The 18,335-nt window shown below is 70.1% G+C and carries 16 protein-coding genes and 1 riboswitch; of the genes, 11 read left to right on the plus strand and 5 right to left on the minus strand.

What is annotated here, in order from left to right; all coding sequences use genetic code 11:
- Window positions 1–47: 47 nt before the first annotated feature.
- Both ACFWR9_RS35655 and ACFWR9_RS35660 read right to left on the minus strand, forming a co-directional pair.
- Entirely contained in the window at window positions 48–1,598 is a 1,551-nt protein-coding gene (locus tag ACFWR9_RS35655) for a hypothetical protein (RefSeq protein ID WP_383849810.1), read from the minus strand.
- A 93-nt stretch (window positions 1,599–1,691) separates the two neighbouring features.
- The gene (locus ACFWR9_RS35660; protein WP_376364702.1) at window positions 1,692–1,901 is read right to left on the minus strand and encodes a hypothetical protein; all 210 of its coding nucleotides are present in this window, start codon (window positions 1,899–1,901) and stop codon (window positions 1,692–1,694) included.
- A gap of 132 nt (window positions 1,902–2,033) precedes the next feature.
- Between ACFWR9_RS35660 and ACFWR9_RS35665 the strand changes: the two genes are divergently transcribed.
- The gene (locus ACFWR9_RS35665; protein ID WP_383849814.1) at window positions 2,034–3,008 is read left to right on the plus strand and encodes a carbohydrate kinase family protein; all 975 of its coding nucleotides are present in this window, start codon (window positions 2,034–2,036) and stop codon (window positions 3,006–3,008) included.
- An 84-nt stretch (window positions 3,009–3,092) separates the two neighbouring features.
- Here ACFWR9_RS35665 and ACFWR9_RS35670 read toward each other — a convergent pair whose 3' ends face one another.
- Window positions 3,093–4,475, minus strand: coding sequence for a cysteine desulfurase/sulfurtransferase TusA family protein (locus ACFWR9_RS35670; protein WP_383849816.1), 1,383 nt, complete (start codon window positions 4,473–4,475; stop codon window positions 3,093–3,095).
- Between the two features lie 327 nt (window positions 4,476–4,802).
- Here ACFWR9_RS35670 and coxB point away from each other — a divergent pair, with 327 nt between their 5' ends.
- The 4 genes from coxB to ACFWR9_RS35690 all read left to right on the plus strand — a co-directional run bounded on the left by coxB (window position 4,803) and on the right by ACFWR9_RS35690 (window position 9,328).
- Window positions 4,803–5,795 (plus strand): cytochrome c oxidase subunit II, encoded by a 993-nt coding sequence (gene coxB, locus ACFWR9_RS35675; RefSeq protein WP_383849818.1) that lies wholly within the window; start codon window positions 4,803–4,805, stop codon window positions 5,793–5,795.
- On the plus strand, window positions 5,792–7,528 hold the full coding sequence (gene ctaD, locus ACFWR9_RS35680) for a cytochrome c oxidase subunit I (protein WP_383849820.1): 1,737 nt from the start codon (window positions 5,792–5,794) through the stop codon (window positions 7,526–7,528). Before coxB ends, ctaD begins: the two co-directional genes overlap by 4 nt.
- Window positions 7,525–7,923 (plus strand): cytochrome c oxidase subunit 4, encoded by a 399-nt coding sequence (locus ACFWR9_RS35685; protein ID WP_383849823.1) that lies wholly within the window; start codon window positions 7,525–7,527, stop codon window positions 7,921–7,923. The genes ctaD and ACFWR9_RS35685 overlap by 4 nt, the downstream gene beginning before the upstream one ends.
- A 130-nt stretch (window positions 7,924–8,053) precedes the next feature.
- Window positions 8,054–9,328, plus strand: a complete 1,275-nt coding sequence (locus ACFWR9_RS35690) for an Ig-like domain-containing protein (protein WP_383849826.1) — start codon at window positions 8,054–8,056, stop codon at window positions 9,326–9,328.
- A 78-nt stretch (window positions 9,329–9,406) separates the two neighbouring features.
- On the opposite strand, the gene ACFWR9_RS35695 is transcribed toward ACFWR9_RS35690, so the two are convergent.
- Window positions 9,407–9,808, minus strand: a complete 402-nt coding sequence (locus ACFWR9_RS35695; RefSeq protein ID WP_383849829.1) for a hypothetical protein — start codon at window positions 9,806–9,808, stop codon at window positions 9,407–9,409.
- A 207-nt stretch (window positions 9,809–10,015) separates the two neighbouring features.
- On the opposite strand from ACFWR9_RS35695, the gene ACFWR9_RS35700 reads away from it, so the two are divergent.
- The 6 genes from ACFWR9_RS35700 to ACFWR9_RS35725 all read left to right on the plus strand — a co-directional run bounded on the left by ACFWR9_RS35700 (window position 10,016) and on the right by ACFWR9_RS35725 (window position 17,116).
- Window positions 10,016–10,636 (plus strand): heme-copper oxidase subunit III, encoded by a 621-nt coding sequence (locus ACFWR9_RS35700; RefSeq protein WP_383849831.1) that lies wholly within the window; start codon window positions 10,016–10,018, stop codon window positions 10,634–10,636.
- Between the two features lie 65 nt (window positions 10,637–10,701).
- The gene (locus ACFWR9_RS35705; protein WP_383849834.1) at window positions 10,702–11,511 is read left to right on the plus strand and encodes a c-type cytochrome; all 810 of its coding nucleotides are present in this window, start codon (window positions 10,702–10,704) and stop codon (window positions 11,509–11,511) included.
- Entirely contained in the window at window positions 11,508–12,566 is a 1,059-nt protein-coding gene (locus ACFWR9_RS35710) for a Rieske 2Fe-2S domain-containing protein (RefSeq protein ID WP_383849837.1), read from the plus strand. Before ACFWR9_RS35705 ends, ACFWR9_RS35710 begins: the two co-directional genes overlap by 4 nt.
- The gene (locus ACFWR9_RS35715; protein ID WP_383849839.1) at window positions 12,563–14,200 is read left to right on the plus strand and encodes a cytochrome bc complex cytochrome b subunit; all 1,638 of its coding nucleotides are present in this window, start codon (window positions 12,563–12,565) and stop codon (window positions 14,198–14,200) included. The genes ACFWR9_RS35710 and ACFWR9_RS35715 overlap by 4 nt, the downstream gene beginning before the upstream one ends.
- Window positions 14,201–14,330: 130 nt before the next feature.
- Window positions 14,331–15,398: an anthranilate phosphoribosyltransferase gene (gene trpD / locus ACFWR9_RS35720; RefSeq protein WP_383849841.1), complete on the plus strand. Its 1,068-nt coding sequence runs from the start codon at window positions 14,331–14,333 to the stop codon at window positions 15,396–15,398.
- Window positions 15,399–15,479: 81 nt separating this feature from the next.
- A riboswitch (SAM riboswitch) is annotated at window positions 15,480–15,596 on the plus strand.
- Window positions 15,597–15,742: 146 nt separating this feature from the next.
- On the plus strand, window positions 15,743–17,116 hold the full coding sequence (locus tag ACFWR9_RS35725) for an aminotransferase class V-fold PLP-dependent enzyme (RefSeq protein WP_383849842.1): 1,374 nt from the start codon (window positions 15,743–15,745) through the stop codon (window positions 17,114–17,116).
- Here the strand turns inward: ACFWR9_RS35725 and ACFWR9_RS35730 are convergent.
- A complete protein-coding gene (locus ACFWR9_RS35730; RefSeq protein ID WP_383849878.1) occupies window positions 17,050–18,327 on the minus strand; it encodes a glycerate kinase in 1,278 nt (425 codons plus the stop codon). The genes ACFWR9_RS35725 and ACFWR9_RS35730 overlap by 67 nt on opposite strands.
- Window positions 18,328–18,335 lie beyond the last annotated feature (8 nt).

Genomic DNA, 18,335 nt, shown 5'->3' on the forward strand with positions numbered 1-18,335 from the left:
GGCGAGAACCCCGGGCCGCCGCCCTCTTCCGCTCAACGCGCCCGGTGTCACCGGCCCCCGGACGGAGCCGGCAGCCGCGCGCCGGGCTTGTGCAGCGGGACCTTCTCGCCGTCCGCGCCCACGACCTTCCGGTCGCCGAGCGGTTCGTCGAGCCGCACCGTCCGCTCGTACTCCTTGGCGATCAGGATGCACACCTTGTCCGGATGCGGGGTCTCGGTCACCGTCACGGTCACCTCGCCGCCCTCCTCCTCGGCCTTCGCCTCGTAGTCCGCGCACACCCCGCCCGTGAAGTGCACGGTCAGCTCTCCGCCCTCGGCCGTGTAACCGTTCACCCGCACGTCCCGCGGCTCGCCCGGCTTCGAGGTCGGCTCGTCGGACGGGGACGGCGAGGCGGGGGCCGCGCTGGTCAGGTACCTCGGTTCGACCGCCGGATACGTGACCGTGGAGCTGTCCTCCGCGCCCGGCGCGCGCACCTCGAACAGCCAGGACGGCACCAGCGTCTGCCGCCCCCGCACCGGATGCGCGGCCAGACCGAACACCGCGTCCTCGACCGTGACCGTCTGCTTTCCGGGCTTCTCGGGCTTCGCTGGCTTCCCGGGCTTCTCCGGTGAGCCGGTCGGCGGCTCGCACGGCGTGTCCGCGCCGTCCTCGTGCGGCACCGGGCTCGCGCAGCCCCCGATGCCACCGACTCCGGCCCCCGAACCGCCGCCCGGCGAGTTCAGCAGCGCCAGGGTCTCCTTCGCGTCCAGGACGGGGTACGTGTCCCCCTTCACCGGCGCCTTGACCTGGCCGCTGCCGCCGACCACGTCGCCCTGGGCACCGACGACCACGCCGGTCGTCCAGCCGTGCGTGGGCAGCCCGCCGACCTCGGGTTCGGCGTTCACGGCCCGCCGGGCGCCCATGACCTGGCCCGCGTCCAGCTTGGCGTCGTCCTGGCCCAGCGCCTTCAGCACCGGCGCCGCCGCCTTCTTCGCGGCCGCCTCGCTGACCGGGCTCCCGTCGGCGGACGGGGCCTGGCACACGGGGCCCTTCTTGCAGTCGTCGGTGCCGGGTGTGTAGCGGTGGAACGTCCAGGTGCCCGGCGCCTGCGTGGTCACCGTCAGCAGGGGCCCCGAGGCGTCCTTGGCGTTGCCGACCTTCCAGGCGCCGCCCTGGACGCGCGGTGCGCCCGCCACCCCGAGCGCCTCGGCCAGCCGGGCCACCTCCGCCTCGGTGACCTCGCCCTTCGTCCGGTACACGGGCGCCGAGCCGGGCCCCTCGGGGAGCGAGCCGTCGGCGCGGTAGGTGACGCCGTACGGATTGGGCTCACCGGGCGCGATGCCGTTCGTTCCGTCCGTACCGCTGCCGGCGGACGTTCCGTGGTCGTCCAGGGCCAGCGGCGGGGGAGTGTCGTCGCCCGACGCCCCGGACGCCGTACCGCCGTCCGGGTCGCCGTCGGAGGCGGAGGTGGCGAGGTAGGCACCGCCCGTGCCGACCAACAGCACGGCGGCGGCGACCGACGCCACGACGACCGCAGAGGGCCGCCGCCGCGCGGGACGCCCGGTGCCGGCCTCGTCGGCGGCGGTGGCGTCGTCGTTGTCGGGTCGCTCGCTGTTCACCGCATCGCTCCTTCAGCTGTTACTGGGGACAGCGATGGGACGCGGTGGGCGGGCATCCGGTTCCCGGCGACGGGCGCGCGTCGCCCGAACGGCTCAGTCGCCGTAGTCCGACATCGCCTCCAGCAACCGGGCCGACGTCTGCGGCACCCGTACGCCGTGGAGCAGCGAGACGGGCACCGGACGGGTGGAGACGTGAGCCGGAGCCGACCAGCGCGGGGTCATCCGGGCGCAGTCACCGCGCAACGACGCCAGGTCGCCGTCCAGGTCGGCCGGGGCGGGGTCGGCGGTCCTCAGGTTCGTCATAACAGAACCGTAGGCACGTCACGGACCGCGAAGAAAGTTGTACTACCGGGTAGTTTTGCCTGCTTCGATCGGGAGGCGGTCCCGGGTAGCGTGAACTGTCAACCCGCCTCCCCTCAGGAGAGAGTCCACGCCGTGCGCATCGCAGTCACCGGCTCCATCGCCACCGACCACCTCATGACCTTTCCCGGCCGATTCTCCGACCAGCTCGTCGCGGACCAGCTGCACACGGTCTCGCTCTCCTTCCTGGTCGACCAGCTGGACGTACGCCGGGGCGGCGTCGCCGCGAACATCGCCTTCGGCATGGGCCAGCTCGGCATCCGGCCGATCCTGGTCGGCGCGGCCGGCTCGGACTTCGCCGAGTACCGGGCCTGGCTGGACCGGCACGGCGTCGACACCGGCTCGGTGCGCATCTCCGAGACCCTGCACACCGCCCGCTTCGTCTGCACCACCGACGCCGACCACAACCAGATCGGCTCCTTCTACACGGGCGCGATGAGCGAGGCCCGCCTCATCGAGCTGAAGACCGTCGCCGACCGCGTGGGCGGCCTCGACCTGGTCTCCATCGGCGCCGACGACCCGGAGGCGATGCTCCGGCACACCGAGGAGTGCCGCGCGCGGTCCATCCCCTTCGCCGCGGACTTCTCCCAGCAGATCGCCCGGATGAACGGCGACGAGATCCGGATACTGCTGGACGGGGCGACCTACCTCTTCTCCAACGAGTACGAGAAGGGGCTCATCGAGACCAAGACCGGCTGGACGGACGAGGAGATCCTCGGCCGCGTCGGCCACCGCGTCACCACCCTCGGCGCGCAGGGCGTGCGCATCGAGCGGGTCGGCGAGGAGACCATCGAGGTCGGCGTCCCCGACGAGGAGCGCAAGGCAGACCCCACGGGTGTCGGCGACGCCTTCCGGGCCGGGTTCATGTCGGGACTGGCGTGGGGGGTTTCGCTGGAGCGGGCGGCGCAGGTCGGGTGCATGCTCGCGACGCTGGTCATCGAGACGGTGGGGACGCAGGAGTACCAGCTCCGTCGGGGGCACTTCATGGAGCGGTTCACCAAGGCGTATGGGGATGAGGCGGCGGAGGAGGTTCGGGGGCGGCTGGGGTGAGTCGTCGGGTGCGGGTTGTGGGGGGCTGGTCGCGCTCACGCGGCGGAGCCGCACATTGATACAGCCCCGCGCCCCTGAGGTGGGTCAGCTGATCCGGCGTACCAAGTAAGCCGTTCCCCTTTCCGCCGGCTCCTCGCCTACGTACTCCTGACCCCGCATCTCGCACCACGCCGGGATGTCCAGGCGGGCCGCCTCGTCGTCGGAGAGGACGCGGACCGTGCCGCCGACGGGGACGTCGCCGATGACCTTGGCCAGTTCGATGACCGGGACGGGGCAGCGGCGGCCGATCGCGTCCACGACGAGGTCCGCGCCGGTCTCCGGGGCGGGCTCCGTGGCCGTCGGCGCCCCCAGCCTCTCCCGCACCGCGGCCACCGTGCCCGGCAGCACCTCCAGGAACCGCTCGACGTCCTCGGCGGGCGTGCCCGGCGGCAGCGACACCCGGACGTTGCCCTCGGTGAGCACACCCATCGCCTTCAGGACGTGGCTCGGCGTCAGGGTGCTGCTGGTGCAGGACGATCCCGACGAGACGGAGAAGCCGGCACGGTCCAGCTCGTGCAGCAGAGTCTCCCCGTCGACATAGAGACACGAGAAGGTGACGACCCCGGGCAGCCGCCGCACCGCGTCGCCGACCACCTCCACGTCCGTCACCAGGCCCGGCACCCGCGCCCGGATCCGCTCCGTCAGCTCCCGCAGCCGGGCCGCCTCCTCGGCCGCCTCGGCCCGCACCGCCCGCAGCGACGCCGCCGCGGCCACGATCGCCGGGAGGTTCTCGAACCCGGGCGCTCGCCCCGACTCCCGCTCGTCCCCGGGCCCTTGCGGCGCGAACCGCACCCCCTTGCGGACGACCAGCAGCCCGACTCCCGAGGGCCCGCCCCACTTGTGGGCACTGGCCGCCAGCAGCGACCAGTCACCCGGCACCTTCCCCCACCCCAGCGACTGGGCCGCGTCCACCAGCAGCGGCACGCCCGCCGCCCGGCAGACCTCCGCCACCTCCGCCACCGGCTGCTCCGTGCCGACCTCGTGGTTGGCCGACTGGAGACAGGCCAGCGCGGTGTCGCCGGTCAGGGCCGCCGCGTACGCCGCGGGATCCACCGCGCCCGTCCGGTCCACGGGGACCTGGGTGACGGTCCCGCCGTTCCGCTCCACTTCCTCCGCCGCATGGAGTACGGAGGAGTGTTCGACGGCAGACACGATCAGGTGGCGTCCGACGCGCCGACGCCCGGCCAGCGCGCCCGCCACCCCTGAATGCACCGCCCGCGTTCCGGAAGGGGTGAACACCAACTCGTCCGCCCGACACCCCACCGCCTCGGCGGCAGCCTCCCGAGCCGCGTCCAGCAACAACCGGGCCCGGCGCCCCTCCCGATAGAGCCGAGCCGGATCGGCCCACCCCTCATCAAGAGAGGCCAGCAGAGCCTGCCGGGCAACGGGATGAAGGGGAGCAGCGGAAGCAGCATCGAAGTAGGCCACACGTCAACGCTAGAACGCCGGGCGCTGCAGCGCCCCGCCAGGGGCGCGGGGCTGTGCTCGATATGCGGCTCCGCCGCGTGGGCGCGACAAGCCACGACGCACCGTCAGCCGCCACCCAACCCCCCGCCCCAACCCCCGTAGGCACCCCATCCCACCCTTAAGGAGTGACCCCCGGCGCGTATGCCACCCTCCCCGCGACCCCCCGGAGGGCGTCGGCTAGGGTTTGGTCCGCATAAACATCAAACCCCTGCCCGACGCAGGGCGGCGACCGACCACCGAGAAGGCCGCAGCCGAACAGCGCGGGCGAGACTCTCGGGAAGGCGCTACGTGAGTCCCAACGGCTCCGACCTCCCCCACGCCGCGGGCGGCGCGGGCGGTACCCCCACGCCGCGGCGCCCGACGCGGCGGAAGCTGCTGCAGGCACTGACCGCGGGCCTGGTCCTGGCGACCGCCACAGGTTGCACATACGAGGACTTCCCCCGCCTCGGCATGCCCACCCCCACCACGGAAGAGGCTCCGCGGATCCTCTCCCTGTGGCAGGGGTCCTGGGCTGCCGCGCTGGCCACCGGCGTGCTGGTGTGGGGCCTGATCCTGTGGAGTGTGTTCTTCCACCGGCGCAGCCGCACCAAGGTCGAGGTCCCTCCGCAGACCAGGTACAACCTGCCCATCGAGGCGCTGTACACCATGGTTCCGCTCGTCATCGTCTCGGTGCTGTTCTACTTCACCGCGCGTGACGAGTCCGAGATCCTGAGCCTCAAGAAGAAGCCCGACGTCACGGTCAACGTGGTCGGCTTCCAGTGGAGCTGGTGCTTCAACTACGTCGAGAGCGTCAACGGTTCCTCCGGTGACGCCAAGACCTCCGAGGAACTGTCCGCCATCCCGGACCGGTTCAAGAAGGACTTCCCGGCGAACGCCGGCGGCACCTACGACTGCGGTACCCCGAGTTCGGAGAACCCGCAGACCAACAACCCGGGTCCGACCCTCTGGCTCCCCAAGGGCAAGACGGTCCGCTTCGTCCTGACCTCGCGTGACGTCATCCACTCCTTCTGGGTGGTGCCGTTCCTCATGAAGCAGGACGTCATTCCGGGCCACACCAACGCCTTCGAGGTGACCCCCAACAAGGAGGGCACCTTCCTCGGCAAGTGCGCCGAGCTGTGCGGCGTGGACCACTCCCGGATGCTGTTCAACGTGAAGGTCGTCTCCCCGGAGCGCTACGAGCAGCACCTCCAGGACCTCGTGAAGAAGGGGCAGACCGGTTACGTTCCCGCCGGCATCGCGCAGACGAGCCACGAGAAGAACCGGGAGACGAACAACCTGTGAGCATCCTCAACGAACCCCAGGGTGCCTCGGCAGCGGAGGACTCGTACGAGAACGAGCTGCCGGTACGGCGCAAGCAGCCCGGCAACGTCGTGATCAAGTGGTTGACGACCACTGACCACAAGACGATCGGCACGCTGTATCTGGTGACGTCGTTCGCGTTCTTCGTGATCGGCGGCGTGATGGCGCTGTTCATGCGCGCCGAGCTGGCCCGGCCGGGTCTGCAGATCATGTCGAACGAGCAGTTCAACCAGGCGTTCACGATGCACGGCACGATCATGCTGCTGATGTTCGCGACGCCGCTGTTCGCCGGCTTCACGAACTGGATCATGCCGCTGCAGATCGGCGCGCCGGACGTGGCGTTCCCCCGGCTGAACATGTTCGCCTACTGGCTGTACCTGTTCGGCTCGACGATCGCGGTGGGCGGGTTCCTGACCCCGCAGGGCGCGGCCGACTTCGGCTGGTTCGCCTACTCGCCGCTGTCCGACGCGGTGCACTCGCCGGGCATCGGCGGCGACCTGTGGATCATGGGTCTGGCCTTCTCCGGCTTCGGCACCATCCTCGGCGCGGTCAACTTCATCACCACGATCATCTGCATGCGCGCGCCCGGCATGACGATGTTCCGGATGCCGATCTTCACGTGGAACGTGCTGCTGACCGCGGTGCTGGTCCTGCTGGCCTTCCCGGTGCTGGCCGCGGCCCTGTTCGCGCTGGAGGCGGACCGCAAGTTCGGTGCGCACATCTTCGACTCGGCCAACGGCGGGGCGCTGCTGTGGCAGCACCTGTTCTGGTTCTTCGGGCATCCCGAGGTGTACATCATCGCGCTGCCGTTCTTCGGCATCATCAGTGAGATCATCCCGGTCTTCTCCCGCAAGCCGATCTTCGGTTACACGGGTCTGATCGCGGCGACGATCGCCATCGCGGGCCTGTCGGTGACGGTGTGGGCGCACCACATGTATGTCACGGGCGGCGTGCTGTTGCCGTTCTTCTCCTTCATGACCTTCCTGATCGCGGTCCCGACCGGTGTGAAGTTCTTCAACTGGATCGGCACCATGTGGAAGGGGTCACTGTCGTTCGAGACGCCGATGCTGTGGTCCACCGGCTTCCTGATCACCTTCCTTTTCGGTGGTCTGACCGGTGTCATCCTGGCCTCGCCGCCGCTGGACTTCCACGTCTCGGACTCGTACTTCGTGGTGGCGCACTTCCACTACGTGGTGTTCGGCACGGTGGTGTTCGCGATGTTCGCGGGCTTCCACTTCTGGTGGCCGAAGTTCACCGGCAAGATGCTGGACGAGCGGCTCGGCAAGATCACCTTCTGGACGCTGTTCGTCGGCTTCCACGGCACCTTCCTGGTCCAGCACTGGCTGGGCGCCGAGGGCATGCCGCGCCGGTACGCCGACTACCTGGCGGCCGACGGGTTCACCGCCCTGAACACGATCTCGACGATCAGCTCGTTCCTGCTCGGCGCGTCGATGCTGCCGTTCTTCTACAACATCTGGAAGACGGCCAAGTACGGCAAGCCGGTCGAGGTGGACGACCCGTGGGGCTACGGCCGTTCGCTGGAGTGGGCGACCTCCTGCCCGCCGCCACGGCACAACTTCCTCACGCTGCCGCGCATCCGCAGTGAATCCCCGGCCTTCGACCTGCACCACCCCGAGATCTCCGCGATCGACCAGCTGGAGAACGTCGGTCACGGTGAGAAGGCCCTCGCCGGCGGCAAGGAGGCCGGGAAGTGAAGATCCAGGGCAAGATGTTCATCTGGTTGAGCGTCTTCATCCTCGTCGTGGCGGTCGTCTACGGCTACTGGTCCAAGGAGCCGGCCGGCACCACGGCGCTCTTCCTGGCCTTCGGCCTGTCCATCATGATCGGCTTCTACCTGGCCTTCACGGCCAAGCGGGTCGACGTCGGTGCGCAGGACAACAAGGAGGCGGACGTCGCGGACGACGCCGGCGAGGTCGGGTTCTTCAGCCCGCACAGCTGGCAGCCGCTGGCACTCGGCTTCGGCGGTGCGCTCGCCTTCCTGGGTGTCGCCGTCGGCTGGTGGATCATGTACTTCTCGGCACCGGTGATCCTGGTCGGCCTGTTCGGCTGGGTCTTCGAGTACTACCGCGGTGAGAACCGCACCCAGTAGCACGCGCCGAGCGCCAAGGGGCCCGGACACTCCGTCAGGAGCGTCCGGGCCCCCTCGTCTGCCGTACACCTTCTCACTCGTTCGGATTACCCACCGTGCCGTCATTGACGTGGCTCCCTAGCGTGAGGTCATGAGCGACACGGTTCACTTCCAGGCGCGGGGGCGTACGGTCGTCGGCTGCACCCTGCTGGTGATGGCCCTCGGCGCGAGCGTCACCGCCTGCACCGGCGACGACAACCCGCTGTCCGCCTCGCCCTACGACGCGGCCGGTCAGATCTCCTTCAACGGCCCCAAGGACGGCGGGAAGAAGGCCGACCCCGACAAACCCCTGGAGGTCGTCGCCGAGGGCGCCGACGGGCGCATCACGGACGTCACGGCCATGGACGCGTCCGGCCGCTACGTCGCCGGCGAACTGTCCGCCGACGGCGCCCGCTGGCACAGCACCTCACCCCTGGCCGCCAACGCCAGCTACACGGTGCGGGTCAGCACCGAGGACGGCGACGGCGCGCCCGGCCGCAAGGTGCTCACCTTCGAGACGGGCAAGCCCGGCGCCAAGAAGACCCTGGACATCACCTTCGGGCCCAAGGCGGGCGCGTACGGGGTCGGCCAGCCCATCACCGCGGAGCTGAGCCAGCCGGTCCGGGACAAGGCGCAGCGGGCGATAGTCGAGCGTGCGCTGAAGGTGGACTCCACGCCCTCGGTGGAGGGCGCCTGGCACTGGGTGGACGACAAGAAGCTCCACTACCGCCCGAAGGAGTTCTGGCCGGCGCACGCCACCATCCAGGTCCGCAGCACCCTCGACGGCATCAAGGTCGGCGACCGCATGTGGGGCGGCGCCGCCAAGCCCCTGAAGATCACCACGGACGACCGGGTGGTCGCCGTCACCGACGCCGCCGCGCACACGCTCACGGTCTTCCAGGACGGCAAGGAGATCAAGCAGGTCCCGGTCACCGCCGGCAAGCCCGGCTTCGACACCCGCAACGGCGTCAAGGTCGTCCTCGGCAAGGAACCCTTCGTGCGCATGCGCAGCAGCACCGTGGGCATCGCCGAGGGCTCCTCGGAGTCGTACGACCTGCCGGTGTACTTCGCCACCCGCGTCACCTGGAGCGGCGAGTACGTGCACGCCGCCCCCTGGTCCGTAGGCTCCCAGGGGGCGGCCAACGTCAGCCACGGCTGCGTCGGCATGAGCACCGCCAACGCGGAGTGGTTCTTCAAGACCGTCCAGGAGGGCGACCTCGTGGAGGTGGTCAACTCCGGCGGCGAGGCGATGGAGCCCTTCGGCAACGGCTTCGGCGACTGGAACCTGGACTGGAACAAGTGGCGCACAGGCAGCGCCCTAACGGGCGGCACCGGCAACGCCTCGACCAGTCAGGAGACGGCAAGGCTGCGACCGACAGTGGTGTGACCCACCCAGGGGCGCGGGGAACTGCGCGACAAGCCACAACGCAGCCGCACCCGCCGCACAACCCGCACCCCCACCCCCTCAGGCGCTCTGGAGCCTCTTCTGGCGCAACAGCGCCGCCAGCGCACCGGCGAATTCAACGGGCTCCACCGGCAGCGTCACAGCCGCCTCCGCCCGACTCCACGTGGCCAGCCACGCGTCCTGCGGCCGCGCGATCAGCAGCAGCACCGGCGGGCACATGAAGACCTCGTCCTTGATCTGGCGGCACACCCCCATGCCGCCCATCGGAACGGCCTCCCCGTCCAGCACGCAGACGTCGATCCCGCCCTTGTCCAGCTCCGTGAGCACGGCGGCCGGGGTGGCGCACTCCACGAACTCGACCACGGGGACGTCGGGAGCCGGCCGGCGGCCGGTCGCGAGCCGCACCTGTTCGCGGGTGTTGGAGTCGTCGCTGTAGACCAGCACCGTGGCGGTCGCCTGCATGCTTCCTCCGATACGCGGTGAAGACGGGTAAGGCTGTCGTGGCTGTCGTAGCCCGTTGGGCCGGATGCTACTCCCTTGAACACCTCGTCAACACCGGTTCGGCCACGGCTTCGACGGGCTGTTCGATGGGCCATACGGGCAGTACAGACGGGGCGGACACTCCGAACGGCACCCCCCGGGGTGAGGGCGGGATAAGCGACCGACATAATGTCGGTCGTGGCGACAGCAACGACAGTAGAAACCGGGCACGCGCACCCGTCGGTCAACCGGCCGAACCTCACCAGCGTCGGAACCATCATCTGGTTGAGTTCCGAGCTGATGTTCTTCGCGGCCCTCTTCGCGATGTACTTCACCCTGCGATCGGTGACCGGCCCGGACTTCTGGTCCGAGAAGGCCGATACGCTGAACTTCCCGTTCTCCGCGACGAACACCACGATCCTGGTGCTCTCCTCCCTCACCTGCCAGCTCGGCGTGTTCGCGGCCGAGCGCGGTGACGTGAAGAAGCTCCGGATGTGGTTCATCGTCACGTTCGTGATGGGTGCGATCTTCATCGGCGGCCAGGTGTTCGAGTACACCGAGCTGGTCAAGCACGAGGGTCTCTCACTCTCGTCCGACCCGTACGGCTCGGCGTTCTACCTGACCACCGGCTTCCACGGACTGCACGTGACGGGCGGCCTCATCGCCTTCCTGCTGGTCCTCGGCCGCACCTACGCGGCCCGGAGGTTCACCCACGAGCAGGCGACCGCGGCCATCGTCGTGTCCTATTACTGGCACTTCGTCGATGTCGTCTGGATCGGCCTCTTCGCCACGATCTACATGATCAAGTAGTCGCGGCACGCACCCGCGCAATACCAGAAGCATCGACGCAGAAGATCCTGACACCGGGGTAATCCGTGAAAAAGCTCTCCGCACGACGACGCCATCCGCTGGCGGCGCTCGTCGTCCTACTCCTCGCGCTGGCATGCACAGGGGGGCTGTACGCCGCGTTCGCACCCGCGAGCAAGGCGCAGGCCGATGAAACCGCCCAGTCCCTCGCCATCGACGAGGGCAAGAAGCTCTACGCCGTCGGCTGTGCCAGTTGCCACGGCACCGGAGGTCAGGGCACCACCGACGGCCCGAGCCTGGTGGGCGTGGGCGCCGCCGCCGTCGACTTCCAGGTCGGCACCGGCCGCATGCCGGCCCAGCAGCCGGGCGCGCAGGTCCCGGAAAAGCCGGTCATCTACTCCCAGGCCGAGATCGACCAGCTGGCCGCCTACGTCGCCTCGCTGGGCGCCGGTCCGGCCATCCCGTCGGAGGAGAAGTACGGCCCCGAGGGCGCGGACATCGCCAAGGGTGGCGAGCTGTTCCGCACCAACTGCGCGCAGTGCCACAACTTCACCGGCAAGGGCGGCGCCCTGACGCACGGCAAGTACGCACCGACTCTTGAGGGCGTCGACCCCAAGCACATCTACGAGGCCATGCAGACCGGCCCGCAGAACATGCCCTCGTTCCCCGACACCACGCTGTCGGAGCAGAACAAGAAGGACATCATCGCCTACCTGGACGCGGTCAACGGTGACGACACCGTCGAGCCCGGTGGCCTCAGCCTCGGCGGACTGGGTCCGGTCAGTGAGGGTCTGTTCGCTTGGGTCTTCGGACTGGGCACGCTGATCGCCGTCGCCGTCTGGGTCGCCGCTCGGACCGCAAAGGCCAGGAAGTCATGAGTAGCCAAGACATTCCAGAAGAGAACCTGCCCGCTGAGCAGGGCCACGCGCACGGTGCGGTGAAGGTCGCGGACGAGGAGAACCCGTTCGCCGACCCGGGGCTGCCGCCCCACGAACACCGGATCCAGGACACCGACGAGCGGGCCGCCAAGCGGTCCGAGCGCACGGTCGCCCTGCTGTTCACGGTGTCGATGCTGGCCACCATCGGCTTCATCGCCTCGTTCGTGGCGATCCCGGTCGACAAGTCGGTCTACATCTTCCCGATCGGTCACATCAGCGCGCTGAACTTCGCGCTCGGCATGACGCTCGGCGTCGCGCTGTTCGCGATCGGCGCGGGCGCGGTCCACTGGGCCCGCACTCTGATGTCCGACGAGGAGGTCGCCGACGAGCGGCACGCGATCGAGGCCGACACCGAGACCCGTGCCAAGGTCCACGCGGACTTCAAGCAGGGCGCCAAGGAGTCCGTGATCGGGCGCCGCAAGCTGATCCGCAACACGATGTTCGGCGCGCTCACCCTGGTGCCGCTCTCCGGCGTCGTCCTGCTGCGCGACCTCGGCCCGCTGCCCGGCACCAGCCTCCGCCACACCCTGTGGTCCAAGGGCAAGTTGCTGGTCAACATGAACACCCACGAGCCGCTGCGTCCCTCCGACGTCGCGGTCGGGTCGCTCACCTTCGCCATGCCAGAGGGCCTGGAAGAGCACGACCACGACTTCCAGACCGAGATCGCCAAGGCGGCCCTGATGATCATCCGGCTGGAGCCGGAGGCCATCAAGGACAAGCGCGAGCTCGAGTGGTCGCACGAGGGCATCGTGGCGTACTCGAAGATCTGCACCCACGTCGGTTGCCCGATCTCCCTGTACGAGCAGCAGACGCACCACGCGCTGTGCCCCTGCCACCAGTCCACCTTCGACCTTGCCGACGGCGCCCGGGTGATCTTCGGTCCCGCCGGTCACGCCCTGCCGCAGCTGCGCATCGGCGTGAACGACGAGGGTTACCTCGAAGCGCTCGGCGACTTCGCAGAGCCCGTCGGTCCTAGCTTCTGGGAGCGCGGATGAGCACTTCAGAGAGCAACGAGTCCCGCTCCCGCGGGAAGGCCCCGGCCGGCGAACGTGTCGCCGACTGGGCCGACGGCCGGCTCGGGATCTACTCCCTGGCCAAGGCCAACATGCGCAAGATCTTCCCCGACCACTGGTCGTTCATGCTGGGCGAGATCTGCCTCTACAGCTTCATCGTCATCATCCTCACGGGTGTGTACCTGACGCTGTTCTTCCACCCCTCGATGAACGAGGTGGAGTACCACGGCTCGTACGTCCCGCTGCAGGGACAGCTGATGAGCGAGGCGTTCAAGTCCACCCTGGACATCTCGTTCGACGTCCGCGGTGGTCTGCTGATCCGGCAGATCCACCACTGGGCGGCGCTGATCTTCCTCGCCGGCATGTTCGTGCACATGATGCGCGTGTTCTTCACCGGCGCGTTCCGCAAGCCGCGTGAGATCAACTGGCTGTTCGGCTTCCTGCTGTTCGTCCTGGGCATGTTCACCGGCTTCACCGGCTACTCACTCCCGGACGACCTGCTCTCCGGCACCGGTGTCCGCTTCATGGAGGGCGCGATCCTGTCCGTGCCGATCGTCGGCACGTACCTCTCGTTCTTCCTGTTCGGCGGCGAGTTCCCGGGCGACGACTTCGTGGCCCGCTTCTACTCGATCCACATCCTGCTGCTGCCGGGCATCATGCTCGGCCTGGTGGTCGCCCACCTGATCCTGGTCTTCTACCACAAGCACACGCAGTTCGCGGGTCCGGGCAAGACCAACAAGAACGTCGTCGGCATGCCGCTGCTGCCGGTGTACATGGCGAAGGCCGGAGGCTTCTTCTTCCTGGTCTTCGGTGTGATCGCCGCCGTCTCGGCCATCGCCACGATCAACCCGATCTGGGCCATCGGTCCCTACCGGCCGGACCAGGTCTCCACCGGCGCCCAGCCCGACTGGTACATGGGCTTCTCCGAGGGTCTGATCCGTGTGATGCCCGGCTGGGAGGTCAACTTCTGGGGTCACACGCTCGCGCTGGGCGTGTTCATCCCGCTGATGATCTTCCCGCTCGTCCTCGTGGCGATCGCGGTCTACCCGTTCATCGAGTCCTGGGTCACCGGCGACAAGCGCGAGCACCACATCCTGGACCGCCCGCGCAACGCCCCGACCCGGACGGCCTTCGGTGTCGCCTGGATCACCTGGTACATGATTCTGTTGATCGGTGGCGGCAACGACCTGTGGGCCACCCACTTCCACCTGTCGATCAACGCGATCACCTGGTTCGTCCGCATCGCGTTCTTCGTCGGCCCGGTCGTCGCGTTCATCATCACCAAGCGGATCTGCCTCGGCCTCCAGCGCCGGGACAAGGAGAAGGTGCTGCACGGCCGCGAGTCGGGCATCATCAAGCGCCTGCCGCACGGTGAGTTCATCGAGGTGCACGAGCCGCTCAGCCAGGAGCAGCTGCACACCCTCACCGCGCACGACCAGTACAAGCCGGCCGAGATCGGCCCGACGGTCGACGAGAACGGTGTCGAGCGCAAGGTGTCCCGCGGCGAGAAGCTCCGCGCCAAGCTGAGCGACTCGTACTACGGCGAGGAGTCGCAGATTCCGAAGCCGACCGTCGAGGAGTACAAGGAGATCACGAGCGGCCACGGCCACCACTGACCCTCCGGCGTCGCCACACCACGGTCGAAGGGCCCCGTCCGTTCCGCGGACGGGGCTCTTCGCCGTGCCGGGGGCTGGATAGGGTGGGACCACACTCCATCTCCACGACCTACGACCATCAGGAGCGACCATGAGCGCTGTGACCCCCGCTGGAGGCGACATCGCGGGCGGCCGCTCCTGGCCCGCCCTGCTGAACCGGCTGCTGGACGGCCACGACCTGTCCCAGGACGACACCGCCTGGGCGCTGGACGTGATCATGCGCGGTGAGGCGACCGACGCGCAGATCGCCGGCCTGGCGGTGGGCCTGAGGTTCAAGGGCGAGACGGTCGAGGAGATCTCCGGCCTGGTCCGCACCATGTACGCGCACGCCAACGTCATCGAGGTGCCGGGCGAGACGGTCGACATCGTCGGCACCGGAGGCGACGGCGCCAAGACGGTCAACATCTCCACCATGTCGGCGATCGTCGTGGCCGGCACGGGCGCGAAGGTCGTCAAGCACGGCAACCGGGCCGCCTCGTCCGCGTCCGGGGCCTCCGACGTCCTGGAGAAGCTCGGCGTCAATCTGGAGCTGACGCCGCAGCGGGTGGCGGAGGTCGCCGAGGAGGCCGGCATCACCTTCTGCTTCGCCGTGAAGTTCCACCCGGCGCTGCGCCACGTGGCCTCGGCGCGCGGCCAGCTGGGCATCCGCACGGTGTTCAACTTCCTGGGCCCGCTGACCAACCCCGCGAAGGTGAAGGCCCAGGCGATCGGCGTCGCCCATGCCCCGATGGCGCCGATCATCGCCGGTGTCCTCGCGGAGCGCGGCCACTCGTCCCTGGTGTTCCGGGGCGACGACGGCCTCGACGAGCTGACCACGACCGCCACCTCCCGGGTCTGGGTCGTGCGCGACGGCCGGGTGACCGAGGAGACCTTCGACCCGCGGGACGTCGGCCTCGACCTGGTGCCGGTCGAGGCCCTGCGCGGCGCCGACGCCTCCTACAACGCCGACGTCGCCCGGCGTCTGCTGAACGGCGAGAGAGGCCCCGTGCGGGACGCGGTGCTGCTGAACTCGGCGGCCGCCCTGGTCGCCCTGGAGGGCGGCGAGGGACCCCTGGCGGAGCGCATCCGGGCCGGCATGGACCGGGCGGCCGAGGCGATCGACTCGGGCGCCGCCAAGCGCGCCCTGGACCGCTGGGTGGCCGCCACCAACGCGTCGTAGCGAGCCCCGCCGTGTGACGTGCGTCCCGCGATCCGGACTCGGGTTGCGGGACGCCGATCAGTTCCCATAGGTTTTTCAACAGGTCATGAGTGACAGTCATGAGGCCCCGGCCGACTGTCCGGCAACCCTCCGTCCGTGGCGGGGTGCCCCGGGTGAAGACCAGGTCGTGGACAGCAAGGTTCACGGCAAGCGCGGACCCCTCGCGGAACCAGGGGTCCTGGGTCGTCCGAGGGAGTCTCCCGTGAACCAGCGAATGCGATAGGGCCGCAGAGCCCCGCCTCCGCACACCCTCTTCTTCTCTTTCACAGCGCCCTTCTTCGCGCTGGTCCTCACGGGAGTCCGCCATGTCCGTACCCACCGCTGTCGCCACCCCGCTGCCCGTTCTGGGCCGGGATGTCACCGTCCCGCTCGTCACCGGCGGGGAGGTCACCTACGCCGCGCTCGACTACGCCGCCAGCGCCCCCGCGCTCCAGCGGGTCTGGGACGACGTGGCGGCCTACGCCCCGTACTACGGCAGCGTGCACCGCGGGGCCGGGTACCTGTCGCAGCTGTCGACCGACCTGTTCGAGAACGCCCGCGACACCGTCGCGGAGTTCCTCGGCTGCCGGGAGGACGACCAGGTCGTGTTCACCCGGTCCACCACCGACTCCCACAACCTGCTCGCCGGCGCGCTGCCGGCCGGCAGCCGGGTCTTCGTCTTCGAGACCGAGCACCACGCCTCGCTGCTGCCCTGGCGCGACGCGGACGTGACCTACCTCGACGCCCCCCGCACTCCCGCCGAGGCCGTCGAGACCCTGGAGCGCGCTCTCGCCGCCCGCGAGCCGTACGGGCCCGCCCTGGTCTGCGTCACCGGCGCCTCCAACGTCACCGGCGAGCTGTGGCCGGTGCGTGAACTGGCCGCCGCCGCGCACGCGCACGGCGCCCGGATCGTGCTGGACGCCGCCCAGCTCGCCCCGCACCACCCGGTGAGCGTGCGCGACCTCGACGTCGACTGGGTCGCCTTCTCCGGGCACAAGCTGTACGCCCCGTTCGGCTCCGGCGTGCTGGCCGGCCGTGCCGACTGGCTGCGCGAGGCCGAGCCCTACCTCGCCGGCGGCGGCGCCAGCCGCAGTGTCACCCGGCGCGCCGACGGGGGCGTGGACGTGCGGTGGCACGACAGCGCCGCCCGGCACGAGGCCGGGTCGCCCAACGTCATCGGCGTCTACTCGATCGCCTCCGCCTGCAAGGCACTCACCGAGGCCGGGTTCGACACGCTGGTCGCCCGCGAGGAGTACCTGATCCGGAAGGTGCGGGAAGGGCTCGCCGGAGTGCCCGAGGTGCGGATCCTCTCCCTCTTCGGTGACGACGCGCCCCGCGTGGGCGTGCTCTCCTTCGTGGTCGACGGCTGGAACAGCTCCCACTTCGCCGCCGCGCTCTCCGCCGAGTACGGCATCGGAGTGCGCGACGGCCTGTTCTGCGCCCACCCGCTGGTGCGCACCCTGCTCGGCAGCGAGCCCGGGGCGCAGGGCGAGTGCGGCGCCCCGGAGGCGGCGCCGGGGGAGAAGTCCCTCAACGCCATCCGCGTGAGCTTCGGCGCCGGCACCCCGGACGAGCACGTCGAGCGCTTCGTGCACGCCGTCCGGGAGCTGGTCAGCGACGGCGCCCGGTGGAGCTACCGCACCGAGGACGGCCGCTGCGTGCCCGACACCTCGGCCGCCCTGGGCAGTTCCGCCGCCTGAGCCGGCCGGCCCGGCAGCCGCGACCCCAGGAGAATCATCCGCAACGCCCGTTCCGTGGCGTCCGTCAGCAGCTCCGCGGCCCGCAGCAGCGCGTCCGCGAGGGCCATCGGCGCCGGCATGATCCCGTGGCAGGCGTCCACCCCCGGCACCTCGTGCGCGCCCTCGCCGAGCGTGCCGGCCAGGGCGAGGACCGGACGGCCGTACAGCTTGGCCCGCCGGGCCACCTCCGCCGGGACCTTGCCGCGCGGCGTCTGGTGGTCCAGGGCGCCCTCGGCGGTGAGCACCAGGTCGGCACCGGCGAGCCGGGCGTCCAGATCGAGGTGGTCGAGCAGCACGTCGAAGCGGGGCAGCAGCCGGGCGCCGACCGCGGCCAGCCCGGCGCCGAGCCCGCCGGAGGCGCCGGTGCCCGGGCCGCCCCGCAGGTCGGTGCCGATGACCCCGAGGTCGCGGGTGAGGACGCGTGCCCAGTTCTCCAGACCGGCCGACAACTGCTCCACCTGCGCGGGCGTGGCCCCCTTCTGCGGGCCGAACACCCGGGCCACGCCCCGCTCGCCGCACAGCACGTTGTACGGGTTGCAGGTGACGAGCAGCTCGGTGTCCTTCAGCCGGGTGTCCAGGCCGGACGGGTCGACGCGGGCGAGGCGGACCAGCTCGCGTCCGCCGGGCGGCAGTTCGAACCCGTCCGCGTCCAGCAGCCGCGCCCCGAGCGCCTGGAGCGCCCCCGCGCCCCCGTCCGACGTACCGGAGTCGCCGCAGCCGACCAGGATCCGCCGCACCCCGGTGTCGAGCGCGGCGCCGATCAGCTCGCCGACGCCGTACGTGGTCGTGGCCCCGGGGTCGCGCAGGGCGCGGGGGACCAGGGACAGCCCCGCGACCGCGGCCATCTCCACCACCGCCGTGTCCCGGCCGCCGAGCAGCGCGAAGTGGGTGCCGACGGGTTCGCCGACCGGGCCGGTGGCGGCCAGCGCGGCCAGCCGCCCGCCGGTCGCGGCGGCCAGCGCCACGGCCGTGCCCTCACCGCCGTCGACCAGCGGGATCCGGTCGATCTCGGCGGCCGGCAGCACCCGGCGGACCCCGGCCGCGATGGCGTCGGCGGCGGCCTGCGCGGACAGGGACTCCTTGAAGCCGCTGGGGGCGACGACGACACGGTTCAGCTTGGAGGACACGGAGGAAACGGAGGACACAGGGGACACAGGGGACACAGATGGCATGGCGGACA

It is taken from the genome of Streptomyces sp. NPDC058534 (assembly GCF_042717365.1).
Lineage (GTDB): Bacteria > Actinomycetota > Actinomycetes > Streptomycetales > Streptomycetaceae > Streptomyces.

Coding starts and splice junctions, on each gene's coding strand:
- ACFWR9_RS35660 (WP_376364702.1), bottom strand. CDS start 1,901: ATGACGAACCTGAGGACCGCCGACCCCGCCCCGGCCGACCTGGACGGC.
- ACFWR9_RS35690 (WP_383849826.1), top strand. CDS start 8,054: ATGAGCGACACGGTTCACTTCCAGGCGCGGGGGCGTACGGTCGTCGGC.
- ACFWR9_RS35695 (WP_383849829.1), bottom strand. CDS start 9,808: ATGCAGGCGACCGCCACGGTGCTGGTCTACAGCGACGACTCCAACACC.
- ACFWR9_RS35700 (WP_383849831.1), top strand. CDS start 10,016: ATGTCGGTCGTGGCGACAGCAACGACAGTAGAAACCGGGCACGCGCAC.
- ACFWR9_RS35710 (WP_383849837.1), top strand. CDS start 11,508: ATGAGTAGCCAAGACATTCCAGAAGAGAACCTGCCCGCTGAGCAGGGC.
- ACFWR9_RS35715 (WP_383849839.1), top strand. CDS start 12,563: ATGAGCACTTCAGAGAGCAACGAGTCCCGCTCCCGCGGGAAGGCCCCG.
- trpD (WP_383849841.1), top strand. CDS start 14,331: ATGAGCGCTGTGACCCCCGCTGGAGGCGACATCGCGGGCGGCCGCTCC.
- ACFWR9_RS35725 (WP_383849842.1), top strand. CDS start 15,743: ATGTCCGTACCCACCGCTGTCGCCACCCCGCTGCCCGTTCTGGGCCGG.
- ACFWR9_RS35730 (WP_383849878.1), bottom strand. CDS start 18,327: ATGCCATCTGTGTCCCCTGTGTCCCCTGTGTCCTCCGTTTCCTCCGTG.